This is a genomic window from Salana multivorans (genome assembly GCF_003751805.1).
GTDB lineage: Bacteria > Actinomycetota > Actinomycetes > Actinomycetales > Beutenbergiaceae > Salana > Salana multivorans.
The window spans coordinates 341525-356158 of record NZ_RKHQ01000002.1; the positions used below are offsets into that span (position 1 = coordinate 341525).

Annotated in this window: 13 protein-coding genes and 1 pseudogene; 4 read left to right on the top strand and 10 right to left on the bottom strand. The window is 74.8% G+C overall.

All coding sequences use genetic code 11. The features are described from left to right. Positions 1-11: 11 nt before the first annotated feature. The 3 genes from EDD28_RS13795 to EDD28_RS13805 all read right to left on the bottom strand — a co-directional run bounded on the left by EDD28_RS13795 (position 12) and on the right by EDD28_RS13805 (position 1582). Complete coding sequence (locus EDD28_RS13795; RefSeq protein WP_123740357.1) at positions 12-770, bottom strand: PIG-L deacetylase family protein; 759 nt, start codon at positions 768-770, stop codon at positions 12-14. A gap of 186 nt (positions 771-956) precedes the next feature. Beyond that, complete coding sequence (locus EDD28_RS13800; protein WP_281272572.1) at positions 957-1319, bottom strand: type II toxin-antitoxin system PemK/MazF family toxin; 363 nt, start codon at positions 1317-1319, stop codon at positions 957-959. Next, entirely contained in the window at positions 1316-1582 is a 267-nt protein-coding gene (locus EDD28_RS13805) for a ribbon-helix-helix protein, CopG family (RefSeq protein ID WP_170169499.1), read from the bottom strand. The genes EDD28_RS13800 and EDD28_RS13805 overlap by 4 nt, the downstream gene beginning before the upstream one ends. Before the next feature lie 289 nt (positions 1583-1871). Here EDD28_RS13805 and EDD28_RS13810 point away from each other — a divergent pair, with 289 nt between their 5' ends. From EDD28_RS13810 to dnaE, 3 genes are read left to right on the top strand one after another with little or no spacing between them, the layout of a single operon-like run. Beyond that, entirely contained in the window at positions 1872-2825 is a 954-nt protein-coding gene (locus tag EDD28_RS13810) for a hypothetical protein (RefSeq protein WP_123740360.1), read from the top strand. Continuing rightward, positions 2825-4531, top strand: a complete 1707-nt coding sequence (locus tag EDD28_RS13815) for a DNA polymerase Y family protein (RefSeq protein ID WP_123740361.1) — start codon at positions 2825-2827, stop codon at positions 4529-4531. The genes EDD28_RS13810 and EDD28_RS13815 overlap by 1 nt, the downstream gene beginning before the upstream one ends. Next, positions 4531-8262 carry a DNA polymerase III subunit alpha gene (gene dnaE, locus EDD28_RS13820; RefSeq protein WP_123740362.1) on the top strand — a complete coding sequence of 1244 codons (3732 nt, stop codon included), beginning with the start codon at positions 4531-4533 and terminating at the stop codon, positions 8260-8262. The genes EDD28_RS13815 and dnaE overlap by 1 nt, the downstream gene beginning before the upstream one ends. Before the next feature lie 49 nt (positions 8263-8311). Here the strand turns inward: dnaE and EDD28_RS13825 are convergent, their stop codons facing one another. The 5 genes from EDD28_RS13825 to EDD28_RS13845 all read right to left on the bottom strand — a co-directional run bounded on the left by EDD28_RS13825 (position 8312) and on the right by EDD28_RS13845 (position 13251). Continuing rightward, a complete protein-coding gene (locus tag EDD28_RS13825; RefSeq protein WP_123740363.1) occupies positions 8312-9613 on the bottom strand; it encodes an AI-2E family transporter in 1302 nt (433 codons plus the stop codon). Between the two features lie 144 nt (positions 9614-9757). Then, the gene (locus EDD28_RS13830; RefSeq protein ID WP_123740364.1) at positions 9758-10741 is read right to left on the bottom strand and encodes an aminoglycoside phosphotransferase family protein; all 984 of its coding nucleotides are present in this window, start codon (positions 10739-10741) and stop codon (positions 9758-9760) included. Between the two features lie 7 nt (positions 10742-10748). Beyond that, positions 10749-11225 (bottom strand): tRNA (cytidine(34)-2'-O)-methyltransferase, encoded by a 477-nt coding sequence (locus EDD28_RS13835; protein WP_123740917.1) that lies wholly within the window; start codon positions 11223-11225, stop codon positions 10749-10751. Between the two features lie 93 nt (positions 11226-11318). Further along, positions 11319-12506 (bottom strand): AAA family ATPase, encoded by a 1188-nt coding sequence (locus tag EDD28_RS13840; protein WP_123740365.1) that lies wholly within the window; start codon positions 12504-12506, stop codon positions 11319-11321. 46 nt (positions 12507-12552) lie between these two features. Next, positions 12553-13251: a vitamin K epoxide reductase family protein gene (locus EDD28_RS13845; RefSeq protein WP_211339233.1), complete on the bottom strand. Its 699-nt coding sequence runs from the start codon at positions 13249-13251 to the stop codon at positions 12553-12555. 69 nt (positions 13252-13320) lie between these two features. Between EDD28_RS13845 and EDD28_RS13850 the strand changes: the two genes are divergently transcribed. Beyond that, positions 13321-14052, top strand: a complete 732-nt coding sequence (locus EDD28_RS13850; RefSeq protein ID WP_123740366.1) for a dienelactone hydrolase family protein — start codon at positions 13321-13323, stop codon at positions 14050-14052. A gap of 67 nt (positions 14053-14119) precedes the next feature. Here EDD28_RS13850 and EDD28_RS13855 read toward each other — a convergent pair. Further along, a pseudogene (locus EDD28_RS13855) lies at positions 14120-14404 on the bottom strand (RtcB family protein); the annotation flags it as partial. Between the two features lie 104 nt (positions 14405-14508). Next, entirely contained in the window at positions 14509-14631 is a 123-nt protein-coding gene (locus EDD28_RS18120; protein ID WP_281272573.1) for a hypothetical protein, read from the bottom strand. Between the last annotated feature and the right edge of the window lie 3 nt (positions 14632-14634).

Sequence of the window (14634 nt, forward strand, 5' to 3'; positions counted from 1 at the left end):
AGGCCCGTCGCCTACATCGCCCACTCGGTGAACAGCACGGCGTTCCGAGCGCCGAGCGCCCGCCCACCCGCCGTCGTCATCTCGGTGAGCATGTCCCGGGGCGCCGGGTGCCAGGGCAGCGCGGCGAGGTAGGCCCGGTGCGCCTCGAGCGAGGCGATCCCGCGCTCGAGCGGACGACCGGTGACGTCGACGCCGGCCGTCGGCTCCGCGCCGCCGGCGACGAGGAGCCGGCCGGCCTTCCACGGCTCCAGCCCGGCCGCCGCGAGCTCCGGGTGGACCCACGGGTTGTCGGCGTCGCGGATCGCGTCGACGGTCGCGATGCCGCAGGCGCGGTGGTCGGCGTGGTTGAGTCCCCACGGCACCACCAGCTCCCACGCGCTCACGACGACGACGTCCGGTCGCACCTGCCGGATCGTCCGGGCGATCTCGCGGCGCAGCGCCACATCGGCCACGACGACACCGTCCGGGAGGTCGAGGAAGCGCACGTCCGTCACGCCGACGGCCGCGCACCCGTCGATCTGCTCCCCGGTGCGCAGGGGCCCGCACGTCTCGGGCGGCAGGTCGCGGATGCCGGCCTCGCCGCGGGTGAGGAGGAGATAGGTGACGTCGATGCCGGCCTGGGTCCAGGCCGCGACGGCGCAGGAGATCCCGTACTCGGCATCGTCGGGGTGGGCGACGACGACGAGCATGCGTCCGACGCCGTCGAGGTCGAGGCCGGGAAGCGTGCCGGGGGTGTCGCCGGCGGTGTCGGTCGTCTCCGTCGAGTCCATCAGGCCACGCTACGCCGAGGGTGTCCGCTCTCCGCGGACGGAGCACACCTCCGGGCGGCTCCGTGTGTGACGGAAGGCTCTGACCTGCGTGAACGCTCCGGGTCGCGGCGGTGGCGGCGAGTCGATCCGCGCGGGGCGGACGGGGCGGACGGGTGGAGACCAGAGACGCAGGCTGACTGACCCCGCCTAGCGCATCAGCGTCAGTCCGAGGACCTGGGCGATTCCCGCGTCGACGGTGCGCATGAGATCGCCGGGCACGCGCCCGACGGGCGGCAGCTCTAGGTCGTAGCGGTTGAGGGTCGCGAGGGACGTGACGTTGACGACGCTGTCGCGCGGCAGTCCGGTCGCGTCCGCGCGGAGGAGGGTGTTCCCCGGGAGGTCGGCCGCATCGACCCTCGAGGTGAGGACCGCCACGATGACGGTGGCCAGACGAGAGGCGTTGTAGGCGTCGGACTGGATGACCAGGACGGGCCGGCGCTTGGCGGGGCGGTGGTCACCGTCCGTCGCGGGACCGAGGTCGACCCAGTGCACGTCGCCTCGTTCGATCACCACTCCTCGCCCTCGGTCGCTGCGAGACGAGCGCGGGAGTGACGGGTGACGTCCTGGATGAGGTCGTCGTCGGCGCCCGCGGTGGCCTCGCTCCGGCGATCGAGGTAGGCGTCGATCGCCTGCGTCAGCTCACCGACCTCGAGGTCAGCGGCGAGCCTCACCCCGGCGGCCCGGAAGAACTCCGAGCGGTTGAGGCCCGCGCGTGCGGCCACCGAGTCGAAGTGCTCGAGCAGGTCGAGCGGGAGGGAGATCGCCACCTTCATCCCTGGATCATACCGAGTCATACCTGCGTGTGACAGGTGGGGGAGCCGGGTGCGGGCGTCTGGTGCTCGGGTCGAAAGGCTGCGATGAGGTCGGCATGACGGCCAGGGTGGCACCGTGTCGAGCGCCCGTCCGACGTGCTGCGGATCGACGTGCGTCGGGGTCGCGCGTGAGCAGTCGTCGGCGCGGGACGACCCTCACCCTCCGGATGAACCTCGCGTTGACAGGTCGATGTCGTACCCGTGTACTAGAACTCTCGTATCGAACACATGTGCGAGAGGGTGAGGGTGCATGACGGCGACCGCGGTCCTTGCGGACCCCGACGACGTCGCGATCGGCGGCGACGACCGGGTCGAGCGGCTCGAGCGCGTCCGCAGCGCCCTCCGCCGGGCCGAGACCGCGGCGGGGGTGCGGCCCGTCGACTGGGCGAGCGTCGAGCCCCCGCGCGGCGCCGGCATGACGTCCCCGGCATCGGAGACTGCAGCCCCCTCGACGTCCCCGGCATCGGCACCCCCGGCCCCCCTGGCCTCCCGCGCCGCCGCCGCACCCCCGGAGCCCATCGCGCTCCACGCGCAGCCCGCGACCGCCGCCCCCGTCGTCTCCCGGGTCGAGCTCGGCGGGGACGGGGCGTGGCTGCCCGCACCCCCCGCGCTCGCCCCGCTCCTGCCGTACGGCGCCATCCGGCGGGGCAGCGCGATCGAGGCGACGGGCTCGACCGCGGTCCTGCTCCACCTCGTGGCCGCGCTCGCGGGGGCGGAGGCGTGGACCGTCGTCGTCGCCCGCCCCGACCTCGGGCTCGCGGCAGCGCTCGCGGCCGGGATCGACCCCGGCCGGCTCGTCCTCGTCCCCGACCCCGGGCCGACGGCCGGGTCGGTGCTCGGTGCCCTGGTCGACGGGTTCGACGTCGTGGTCATCGGCGAGTGCGCTGCCCTCTCGGCCCGTGACCGTCGCTCGCTCGCCCAGCGGGTGCGCCACCGCGGCGCTGTCCTGCTCAGCTCCGCGCCCTGGCCCGAGGCCACCCTGCACGTGGCCGCCGCCGAGCGGTCCAGCGCCGGCCTCGTCGACCGGGGACGCCTGACGTCGGCCGGCATCGTCGTCGACGTCAGCGGTCGCGGCGGCGATCGACGACGACGGGGCCGCGTCGACCTCACGCCCGCCGGCCTGGTGCCGGCCCCCGGGGAAGGAACGCGGGCAGCAGGCCCGTCGAGCCTCCCCCAGCCGTCGATCGAGCTGGAGGCCGGCTGATGAGCGCCACCAGCGCCACCCCCGCGCCCGCCACCCCCGCCGCACCCGGCCCGCGCACCGCCGCCGACTCCCCGCGCCTCGGCATCCTCTGGGTGCCGGACTGGCCGGTCGCCGCCGCGAGCACCGAGCAGCGCATCCCGATGGACCTGCCCGTCGCCGTCCACGACCCCCAGGCCGTCCTCGCCGCCTCGGCCCCCGCGCGCCGCGCCGGCGTGCGCCGCGGGATGCGCCGCCGCACCGCCCAGCAGCTCTGCCCCGAGCTGGTCCTCGTCCCCGCCGACACCGCCCGGGACGTGCGCGCGTTCGAGCCGGTGGTCCAGGCCGTCGAGCACGTGGTCGCGGACGTCGAGGTGGTCCGCCCCGGCATGATCCTGTTCGCGGCGGCCGGTCCCGCGCGCTACCTCGGCGGCGAGGAGAAGGTGGCCGAGGACCTGGTCGGGATCATCGCGGACGAGGCGGGCGTCGAGTGCCAGGTCGGGATGGCCGAGGGCTACCTCGCGGCCGTGCTCGCCGCGCGCGAGGGGATCGTCGTCCCGCCCGGGACGTCCGCCGAGTTCCTCGCCGACCGCGACGTCCGCAGCCTCCTGCACGCCGCGACGACGCGGGAGGCGAGCGCCGCGTGGGCCGACCTCGTCGACCTCCTGCGCCGCCTCGGCCTGCGCCGGCTCGGGGACGTCGCCGTCCTGCGCACGAGCGACGTCGCCGCCCGCTTCGCCGACCTCGGCCTCCAGGCCCACCGCCTCGCCCGCGGTCTCGACGCGCGCCGCCCGAGCGTGCACCGCCCCGACCCGGACATCGCCGTCGGCGCCGAGCTCGACCCGCCCGCCGCCCGCATCGACACCGCCGCGTTCGTCGCGCGCCGCATCGCCGAGGACCTGCACACCCGGCTCCTGCGCCGCGGCGCGGTGTGCGCGCGGCTCGTCGTGATCGCCCGCACCACCACCGAGGCCGAGCTCGTCCGCACCTGGCGCATCGAGGGGGCGCTGACCGCGGGGGAGCTGACCGACCGCGTCCGCTGGCAGCTCGAGGGGTGGCTGTCGGGACGCAGCGGCCGTCCGCCGGCCGCGCCGCTGCGTCACCTGGAGCTGGTGGCGCAGGAGGTCTCCCCGGCCGGAGCGGCGCAGGAGGGGCTGTGGGGGCGTCGCGCCCGCGGCGAGGTCCAGGCCGCCCGCGCCGCGACCCGCGTCCAGGGCATGATCGGCCCCGACCGCGTGCTCGTGCCCGTCCCCGAGGGCGGGCGCGCGCCGCGCGACCGCGTCCGGCTCGTGGCCTGGGGGGACGACGCCACGCCCCGCCGCCCCGCCGACGCCCCGTGGCCGGGGGCCGTCCCGCCGCCGCTGCCCACCGTCCTGCCCATCACGCCGCCGGCCGTCCACCTGCTCGACGCGGGCGGCGAGGCCGTCGTCGTCGACGACCGGGGGCTGATGTCGACGACGGACGGTGCCCCGGCCGAGCTGATCGTCCCGCGCGGGGAGGGGCTGGCCTGGCTCGTGCCCGGGCGGCACCGTGTGCTCGCGTGGGCCGGGCCGTGGCCGATGACGCAGCACTGGTGGACCCCGGGCGGGGTCCGGGGGAGCTGGTTGCAGGTGCAGGTGGCGGTCGGGGGCGAGCCGGGGGGAGAGGGCGACGCCGGCCCGGCGAGCAGCGGCGTCGTGCTGCTCCTGCGCCGCGACGACGCCTGGTGGGTCGAGGGGGTGGTGGACTGATGCCGTACGTCCCCTACGCCGAGCTGCACGCCCACTCGGCCTTCAGCTTCCTCGACGGCGCCAGCGAGCCGGGGGAGCTCGTGGACGAGGCGGCGCGGCTCGGCCTGGACGCGCTCGCTCTCACGGACCACGACGGCCTCCCGGGCGTCGTCGCCTTCTGGCGGGCGGCCAAGGCGGTGGGGCTGCCCGTCGTCGTCGGCGCCGAGCTGAGCCTCGACGCGCGCACCCCCCGGACCGGCGAGATGGACCCCGACGCGACCCACCTCCCCGTGCTCGCCCGCGGCAAGGAGGGGTACGCGCGGCTCTCGCGCGCCATCGCGACGGCCCACCTGGTCACCGGTCGCAAGGGCGAGCGCGACTACGGCCGCGGCGTCGGGCTGGACCCGCTCGAGGTGCTCGCGGAGCAGGGCGGCGGCCCGGACGGGCACTGGCTCGTCCTGACCGGCGGTCGCAAGGGCCCGCTGCGCCGCGCGCTCGAGCCGGGTGCGGGGACGGGGCGAGCCCCCGTCTTCGACGTCCCAGCCGCCCGCGCCGTGCTGGGACGCATGACGGACCTGTTCGGGCGCGAGGGGCTCGCCGTCGAGCTCACGAACCTGGGCTACGCCTACGACGTCGAGCGCTGCGACGTGCTCGCCGAGCTGGCCCGCGAGGCCGGCGTGCCGGCGGTCGCGACGGGGAACGTCCATGCCGCGACGCCGCGCGACGCTGACCTCGTCGACGTCCTCGCCGCCGTCCGGGCCAGGGCCAGCCTGGAGGAGATCGACCCGTGGCTGCCGGCCGTGTCGCGGCACCTCGTGTCGGGGAAGGAGATGCTGGCGCGCCACCACCGCCACCCCGAGGCGGTGGCCGCGGCCTCCCGCCTGGGTCGGGAGTGCGCGTTCGATCTCGACCTCGTGGCCCCGGGCCTGCCGCCCCACCCCGTGCCGGACGGGCACACCGAGGCGACGTGGCTCCGCGAGCTCACGATGGCGGGGGCGCTGGAGAAGTACGGGCCGCGCTCGGCCCCGCGCTCGGCCGAGGCCTACCCGACGCTGGAGCGCGAGCTCGAGCTCATCGTCCGGCTGGAGTTCCCGGGGTACTTCCTCGTGATCACGCGGATCATCGACTTCTGCCGGCGGAACGGGATCCTCTGCCAGGGCCGGGGGAGCGCGGCCAACTCGGCCGTCTGCTATGCGCTCGGCATCACGGCCGTCGACGCGGTCGAGCACAAGCTCCTGTTCGAGCGCTTCCTCTCCGACGGCCGCACCGGTCCGCCCGACATCGACCTCGACATCGAGTCGAGCCGCCGCGAGGAGGTCATCCAGTTCGTCTACGACACCTACGGCCGCGAGTACGCCGCACAGGTCGCCAACGTCATCTCCTACCGTCCGCGCTCCGCCGTGCGGGACGCCGCCCACGCCTTCGGCTACGACCTCGGTCAGCGCGACGCCTGGTCCAAGGGTCTGGAGCGCTGGGCCGGCCTGCGCGGCGAGTCCCCGACGCGGCCGTGGTGGCAGGGCAGCGCCGAGGAGCTGCGGGACCCGGACGAGGACCCCGAGCCGGGGCCGTCGGGCGAGGACGGCCCGCCGAGCGCCGAGCGGGAGGCCGAGCTGCGCGCCCAGCGGGCCGCGCGGGCCGCCAGGCGAGCCGCCGAGCGCGGCACTCAGCGGGGCGTCGACCGCCACGACCCCGCCCCGCCCCGCCACCTGCCACCGGCGGCCGACCAGGTGGCGGACATCCCGACCCACGTCGTCGACATGGCCGAGCGCATGCTGCGGCTGCCGCGCCACCTCGGGATCCACTCGGGCGGGATGGTCATGTGCAACCGGCCCGTCATCGAGGTGTGCCCCGTGGAGTGGGCGACGATGCCGGAGCGCACCGTCCTGCAGTGGGACAAGGAGTCGTGCGCCGACGCGGGCCTCGTCAAGTTCGACCTGCTCGGCCTCGGGATGCTCACGGCCCTGCGGCTGGCGTTCGAGCACGTCGCCGAGAGCGAGGGGATCCGGCTCGCGCTGCACTCGCTGCCGCAGGAGGACCCGCGCGTCTACGAGCTGCTGCAGGCGGCCGACACGGTGGGGGTGTTCCAGGTGGAGTCGCGCGCGCAGATCGCGACGCTGCCGCGGCTCAAGCCAGAGAGGTTCTACGACATCGTCGTCGAGGTCGCGCTCATCCGTCCCGGCCCGATCCAGGGGAACTCGGTGCACCCGTACATCCGGCGCCGGAACCACCGGGGAAAGATCCCGGACGACGAGCTGTACCCGCACCCCCTGCTCAAGCCAGCGCTGGAGAAGACGTTCGGAGTCCCGCTCTTCCAGGAGCAGCTCATGCAGATCGCGATCGACGCCGCCGACTTCTCGGCGTCGGAGGCCGACCTGCTGCGCCGCGCGATGGGGTCCAAGCGGTCACGCGACCGGATGGAGGCCCTGCGCGCACGGCTGCTGCGGGGCATGACGAGGAAGGGCATCCCCGACGACGTGGCCGAGACGATCTACGACAAGCTCGTGGCGTTCGCGGACTTCGGGTTCCCCGAGTCGCACGCGTTCTCCTTCGCCTACCTCGTCTACGCCTCCTCCTACCTCAAGTGCTATCACCCGGAGGCGTTCTTCGCCGGGCTGCTCGGGGCGCAGCCGATGGGGTTCTACTCGCCGGCGTCGCTCGTCGCGGACGCCCGGCGGCACGGGCTCGTGGTGCGGCGCGCCTGCGTCGACCGCTCGCGCGTGCAGGCGCACGTCGAGGTGATCGGGTCGGGAGCTGGGGAGCGCGGCCTGCGTCCGCGCCCGACGTTCGCCGAGGAGACCTGGCTCGAGGACCGCGCGCGGATCGAGGGGCGAGTGGCCGAGGGCGTGGCCGGGGTCGAGCGGCCCTGGGCGCACCCCGAGGACGTGGACGATGACGACGACGAGGATGCGGCCGACGCGGGGGCGGGTGCGGCCGCGTCGCCGCGCGCGGACGCCGGGGCCTACGGGGACGGCGACGACGCGGCCGCGCCGGCGGCCCCGGCCACTGCGCGGCGGGCACTCGCGATCCGGCTGGGGCTCGCGGCGATCCGTGGCGTGGGGGAGAAGGCCGCGGAGCGGATCGTGACGGCGCGCGAGACGGCGCCGTTCGCCGACGCGGCCGACCTCGCGCGGCGGGCACGACTCAGCCGGGCGCAGCTCGAGGCGCTCGCGACCGCGGGAGCGCTGCGCTGCTTCGGCGGGAGCCGGCGGCAGGCGCTGTGGACGGCGGGTGCCGTGGCGGGGGAGGCGGGCCGCTCGCACGGGACGTCGCAGGGGATCTGGGTCCAGGACGTGCTCGTCGGGACCGGGGTGGGCGCACAGGCGCCGACGCTGCCGGAGATGGGGCCGATCGAGACGGCGGCGGCCGACGTCTGGGCCAGCGGCCTCTCGCCCGACCACCACCCGATGCACTTCCACCGCGCGGCGCTCGCGGCGTCCGGGGTCCTGCCGGTGAGCCAGCTCGTCACGATCGACGACGGCATCCGGGTGCGGGTCGGCGGGGTCGTGACGCATCGTCAGCGACCCGGGACGGCGCAGGGCGTGACGTTCCTGTCGCTGGAGGACGAGACGGGGATGCTCAACGTCGTGTGCTCGGCGGGCCTGTGGGCCATGCACCGGAACGTGGCGCTGCGCAGCCGCGGGCTGGTGGTGCGCGGGATGATCGAGCGCACCGACGGCGTCGTCAACCTGCTCGCCGACGGGATGCGGCACCTGCCGCTCCACGTCGCCACCACCTCGCGCGACTTCCAGTGAGCCGCGCGACGTGGAGGAGCGGACGAACGGTTCCCCGAGCGCTCGCGGCTCAGGAGTCCTCGGCGTCCCGGACGTCCTCGGGGGTCGGGTCGGACTTCCGCTCGATCTCCTCGGCCTTGCGCTCGGCCTCCTCGACCTTTCTCCTGGCCTCGGCCTCGCGACGCTCCTTGCGTGCGGCGAGCAGGTTGAGCCGACGCTCGGCGTTGATCGCGGCGCGCTGCGTCGCCGCCTGGGCCAGCTCCGGCTCGACGATCTCCTTGACGGTGGGCAGCGGCGCCGTCATCGGCGGGTCGACGGTGCGCAGCCGCGAGTAGACGGCCCACGTCACGGCGAGGATCGGGATGGCGACGACGGCGCCCAGCAGCCCGCCGAGGAACGTGCCGGCCGTGACGCCGAGCGCCACGACGACGGGGTGCAGCGACACCTGCCGGCCCATGATGAGCGGCTGCAGCACGTGCCCCTCGAGCTGACCGATCCCGGCGATGCCGATGGTCACGATGAGCGCCGGCACCAGCCCGTTCGCGGCGAGCGCCACCACGGCCGCGATGATCATGGCGGCCGGGGCACCGACGAGGGGGATGAACGCACCGATGAAGACGAGCACGGCCAGGGGGGCGGCGAGCGGGACGCCGACGATCGTCAGGAGGACGTAGGCGAGGATCCCGTCGATGAGCGCGATGATGACGGTGCCGCGCGCGTACCCGGAGAACGTGTACCAGCCGGCGGCGGCCGCCGAGTGCATCCGCAGGCGGGACCGGGAGGGGATCTGGTCGAGGAACCAGATCCACATCTTCTGCCCCGATGCCAGGAAGAAGATCGTCGTGAAGAAGCTCAGCGCCATGATGGTGAAGACCTCGAACACGCCGCCGACGTTGGCGAAGACCGTGCCGGCGATGTCACCCGAGTGCGAGATCAGCCAGCGCTGCCCCTCGGCGATCCAGTCCTTGATGTCGTCGCTCGTCACCGTGAACGGCAGCGGGCCGTGCTCGAGCCAGTCGAGGATCTGCGTGATGCCGTCGTTGAACTGCGTCGCCAGCCCGCGGGCCTGCTGCGACACCGAGTACACGACGTACGTGAGCAGCCCGCCGAACACCGCGAAGGACAGGATGAGCGAGAGCACGGTGGCGAGCCAGCGCGGCATCACCTTCTCGAGCCACGCGACGAGCTTCTCGAGCACCGACGTCACGACGAGGGCGAGGAAGACCGCGATGAGGACGATCTTGACCTGCAGCGCGCCGTAGACGACCACGACGACGGCCAGGAGCACGACGAGGAACCGCCACGAGTAGCCGCCGGCGGTGCGGAGCCAGTCCGGCGTGCCGTCCGTCGGTCTCGGGGGTGCGATGGCCATGGGCTTCTCGGAGATCGAGGCGCGTCGGCGGACCGCCGCGCTCCACTGGGGGTCGCGTCGAGGTCGGGCTGCACGTGGTGTTGGCACGGGACGAACCTAACCCGAGCGACCGACATTGGCACCGGTGCGCGCGGAACTCGCCCGTCAGACGCGCCGGTAGGCCTCGTGCCACACCCGGGTCTCGCCCCACTGACGGGCGAGGTCGAGCCACTCCGCCGACGAGGCGGTGCGCGCGTCCCGCGGCACGAGGTCGGTCAGCCACAGCGTGCTCTCCAGACGCCGGACGAACGACCAGCCGGCGATCGCCCGCGCCGTCGTGCCCAGCAGCGGCGCGACGAGCGACGCGCGCTCGAGCAGCTCGGCGGCCGGGTCGGCGGCGTCGAACGGGTCGGGCTCGACCTGCTCGAGCAGCGGCCAGGGGTCGAACGCCGCGTCCCCGACCAGGGCCTTCGGGTCGATGGCGCACCAGCGCAGCCGGCCCTCCTCCTCGGAGGCGAGGACGTTGCCCGGGTTCGCGTCGCCGTGCAGCAGCACGCGTCGGTGCGGGGTGGCGGTCAGCTCCTCGGCCACCCGGTCCCACTCCGCGACGAGCTCTGCGTCGGTCGGGGCCCACGTGTGCTGCTCCGCGCGTCGGTGCAGGAGGTCGCCCCACCAGGCGATGGTCGCCTCGAGCGTCGGGAACTCGCCCTCGGCCGGGACGGGCGCAGCGTGCAGCTCGGCGATGACGCGGGCACCGGCGCGCAGCGCGCGCTCCGTCGTCATCGACGAGGCCGACAGCGGCGTGCCGGGAGCGAGCGCGCGCATGAGGAGGGCCCAGTCGTCGGGGTCGTGGTCGACGAGCCGCGGGGCCCCGTGCCCCTGCCAGTGCAGGAGCGCGTCGGCCTCGTGCGCCGCCTCCTCGTGCGGGAACGAGATCTTGAGCACGAGCGGCCAGCGCGTGTCGCCGTCACGGTGGCGCGCCAGGCACGTCCACCCCGCCGACCCGCCGGTGAACGGCGCCGCGAGGTCGAGGTCCCAGCGTTCCGTCGCGCGCGCGACGAGGTCGGGCAGCCGGGTCAGCCAGGCGCGCCCGTCGGGCGCGAGCGCGAGGTGGCGCAGGCTCTCGGGGAGGCTGGCGGGCAGCGTCACGTCGGTCTCACACCCCGCCGACGTACCCGTGCCGGCGCCACAGCTCGTACACCGCGATCGTCGCGGCGTTCGCGAGGTTGAGCGAGCGCAGGCCCGGGCGCATGGGGATCCGCACGCGCGCGTCGACCCGGGGGTCGGCGAGCACCTCCTCGGGCAGCCCCGTCGGCTCGGGGCCGAACAGGAGCACGTCGCCGAGCGCGAGGTCGACGTCGTCGAGCGTCACGTCGCCGCTCCCGGTGAACGCGAGGACGCGGGAGGACGGGGCGTGGGTGCGGGCGGCGTCGAGCGCGGCGTCGAGGTCGGGCTGGACGGCGACGTGCGCGAGGTCGTGGTAGTCCAGCCCGGCGCGGCGCAGCTTGGCCTCGTCCATGTCGAACCCGAGCGGCTCGACGAGATGGAGCATCGCGCCCGTCAGCGCGGCGAGCCGGATCGCCGCGCCGGAGTTGCCGGGGATGCACGGCGCGTAGAACACGACGTGCGCGATCGGGTCGGCGGGACGCTCGGGGGAGGCGGAGGGAAGCGACATGAGGACTCGATCGTACGGTGGGTCGGCCGCCCGAACCGGGCCGCGGGCCGGTTACCGGCTCGGCCAGACCCAGGCGGGCGCGTCGAACGGGCCACGCCCCGGGACGACCGTCTCGCCGAGCTCCTTCGTCAGCTCGACCCGCGCGGCGCCGACCTCCGCCAGCGCCGCGGCCAGCGGCTCGGCGTGCGTCACGACGAGCACCTGGGTCCGGCGCGCCGCCCCCGCGATGAGCTGGGCGAGGGCGGGCAGCAGCCGGGAGTGGAGGCTGGTCTCGGGCTCGTTGACGACGAGCAGCTCCGGCATCCGCGGGGCGAGGAGCGCGGCGCAGAGCAGGAGGTAGCGCAGCGTCCCCTCGGACAGCTCGGGGCCGCTGACCGGCCGGAGCAGGCCGGGCTGGTGCAGCAGCACGTCCATGACGCCGACGGCTCCCTGCTCGCCGACCGCCGTCTCGCGCACCTCGACGCGGGAGTCGAGCCCGTCGGCGACGGCGTCGTCCAGGTCCCGGCCGTAGCCCTGCTCGACGATCGTGGCGAGCGCCGGGGCGAGGTCGGCCCCGTCGTCCGCGAGGGCCCAGGTGCGCGTCGCGACCTGCGGCCGGCGTGCCGGCGCCTCGGGGTCGGCGCGGAGCGCGTCGTAGAACCGCCAGCTCTCCAGCATCCGCCGCACGCCGACGACCTCGGGCGTCGTCCGCGGGTCGACCAGCTCCGCGAGGATCGAGCGGTCGGCGGAGATGGGCGCCGCCAGCGTCTCCCAGCCGCGGCCGCCGCCCGCGCCGCGCTGCCGGACGCGGGGGCCGGTGCGCTCCAGCAGCACCGACGCCGGCCTCGGGTGCGTCCCGGCGAACACGGCCTCGGCCTTGATCTCCGGGTCGTTCGGGAACCGGCTCGTGCCGTCCGGCTGCGGGAGCCCGAGATCGACGGCGTACCCGAGCTCCTCGCTCGCGACGCCCAGGAGCAGCCGGACGGGCTCCCGGCGCCGCGTCCCCGTGACCGGCACCTCGCCGCGGCGCATCGCGCGCGACGGCTGCTCGGGTCCGGCCCAGCGCAGCGCGGCGAGCCCGCCGGACCGGGCGACGTCGGCGACGAGCGAGCCGCGCCCCGCGCTCGCGAGCAGCCGCAGTCCGCGGTAGAGGTTGGACTTCCCGACGCCGTTCGCGCCGCTCACCACCGTCAGCGGTGCCAGCGGCACCACGACGTCGCGCAGCGACCGGTACCCGCTGACGGCGACGGTGGTGAGCATAGCGACCGGGGTGTCCTGGGCGATCCGGGCGGGGTGGCGTCGCCGGTCAGGAGTTGATGATCTGGATGCCGTACTTGAGCATGATCATGACGGCGAGCGTCGTGAGCAGCAGCGCCGGCACGATGACGTCGAGGTGCCACTCGATCGCCCGCTCCAGGCCACGCTGCGCCCGCGGCGGCAGGTAGAGCGTCTTCTCGATCGCGCTGATGTGCAGGAGCGTGAAGAACGTGATCGTGGTGAACACCGTGATGATGAGGCACCACGGGCACAGCGCCCCGATGTAGAAGAACGACTGCACGAACAGCCAGTACGCGAAGATCAGCGCGAGCCCGTACGCCACCTGCGCGCAGAACAGGAACCAGCGCGGGAACCGCGTGCTGCAGAAGCCGAGGATCGCGATGGTCAGCACGACCGGCTCGCTGGCCAGCCCGATGAAGGCGTTCGGGAACCCGAAGAACGTCGCCTGCCACGACTGCGCGACCGTCCCGCACGAGATCGCCGCGTTGATGTCGCAGCTCAGCACGGCCTTCGGGTTGAGAGCCAGGTGGTAGGACTCGATCGAGAGCACGGCCGAGGCGACGATGCAGAAGATCGCCGAGATGCCCATGAGCGCGTAGAGGAACCGGAGCGAGTGGCGTCCGGTCCCGCGCGCGAGGGGCGAGCCGGGCTCGTCGTCGAAGGTCTCCTCGTCGGACGCGTCGATGTCGTCGACGACGTCGGACGCGTCAGGGGCCTGGCTGCTCACGGGACAAGCATGCCGTACGCCGCCTGAGAGTCTCCTGGGAAGTCGGTCCCGGGGTGCCAGAATCGCGGCATGACGCAGCGCAGCGACCACACGATCGTCCCGGTGCCCGTCGACGGCGGCGAGCTCCCCGTCCGGCTCCACCTGCCCGAGGGCGGCAGCGGTCCGGGGCTCGTGCTCGTCCAGGAGATCTTTGGCGTCTCGCGGTACGTCGAGGCACGGGCTGACGACCTGGCCGCGCTCGGCTACGTCGTGGCGGTGCCGGAGCTGTACTGGCGGGTGGGGCTTGCCGCGACGCCCGAGGACGGGCCGATCGACGAGGTGCTCGCCGCCGGCATGGCGGCCTCGCGGGAGCTCGGGATCGACCGCGCGATCGACGACGTCGTCGCCGCGCTCGAGTGGCTGCCGACGGTGGCGGAGGTGACGGGGCCGGTCGGCGTCATCGGGTTCTGCTTCGGCGGTGGGGTCGCGTTCGCCGCGACCGCGCGGCTGGAGGGCTCCGACTCGCCGGCGACGCTGGTGTCGTACTACGGCTCGGCGCTGCCCGCGCTGGTGGACCGGGCGGCGCACGTCCGGGTGCCGAGCCTGCACCACTGGGGGAGCGCGGACACGTTCATCCCGGTCGAGGCGCAGGAGAGGGTCCGCGCGGCGTGCGAGGCGCACGCGGAGGTCGAGTGGTTCACCTACGACGGCGCCGGCCACGCGTTCGACAACCCGCACCCCGCCTTCCACGACGCGGACGCCTCGCGGCTCGCCTGGGAGCGGACCGTCGACTTCCTGCGTCGACACCTGCCGACCGGCTGAGGACGCGCCGACGAGGCGGGCTCGGCCGTCAGCCGAGCCCGCCTCTCAGGCCGGGACGCGCGTGCGCGCGCACACCGTTCATGCCGCAGCCGATGTCGACCCCGACGGCGTTGGGGGAGACTGCGTCGCGCATGGCGATGACGGAGCCGACGGTCGCGCCCTTGCCGAGGTGGACGTCGGGCATGACGCGCACGCCGTGCACCCACGGGAGCGCGGCGATGGTGCGGAGCTGCTGGAGCGCCTGCGGCTCGATCTCGTCCTCGCGCGCCCACATGAGGGTGGGGGCCGCGGTCCCGGTCAGCTGGGTCGGGAGCTCTGTGTGCATGGCGTCCTCCTTCGGTACGTGTGCCATGGCGGGGTGCGCTGGTGCGCGTGGCGGTGCTCGGCGGGCAACGAGAAGGCCACCGGGGTGGTCTCCCGGTGGCCTGTGCCTGCGCTCGTGGGCGGATCGGCCCGTCAGCCGTCGTCGTCGGTGGCGCCCGGGGGTGCGTGGTCGTCTCGCTCGCACGGGAGCACGGGCAGCACGACCTGGGCCGGGGAGGGATTCCCGACCGCGATCTGCTGGTAGCCGTGCTGCACGGA

Excerpts from the sequence above, each read along its gene's own strand:
- EDD28_RS13795 (WP_123740357.1), bottom strand. The coding sequence starts at position 770 with ATGGACTCGACGGAGACGACCGACACCGCCGGCGACACCCCCGGCACG.
- EDD28_RS13805 (WP_170169499.1), bottom strand. The coding sequence starts at position 1,582 with ATGAAGGTGGCGATCTCCCTCCCGCTCGACCTGCTCGAGCACTTCGAC.
- EDD28_RS13810 (WP_123740360.1), top strand. The coding sequence starts at position 1,872 with ATGACGGCGACCGCGGTCCTTGCGGACCCCGACGACGTCGCGATCGGC.
- EDD28_RS13815 (WP_123740361.1), top strand. The coding sequence starts at position 2,825 with ATGAGCGCCACCAGCGCCACCCCCGCGCCCGCCACCCCCGCCGCACCC.
- dnaE (WP_123740362.1), top strand. The coding sequence starts at position 4,531 with ATGCCGTACGTCCCCTACGCCGAGCTGCACGCCCACTCGGCCTTCAGC.
- EDD28_RS13825 (WP_123740363.1), bottom strand. The coding sequence starts at position 9,613 with ATGGCCATCGCACCCCCGAGACCGACGGACGGCACGCCGGACTGGCTC.
- EDD28_RS13840 (WP_123740365.1), bottom strand. The coding sequence starts at position 12,506 with ATGCTCACCACCGTCGCCGTCAGCGGGTACCGGTCGCTGCGCGACGTC.
- EDD28_RS13850 (WP_123740366.1), top strand. The coding sequence starts at position 13,321 with ATGACGCAGCGCAGCGACCACACGATCGTCCCGGTGCCCGTCGACGGC.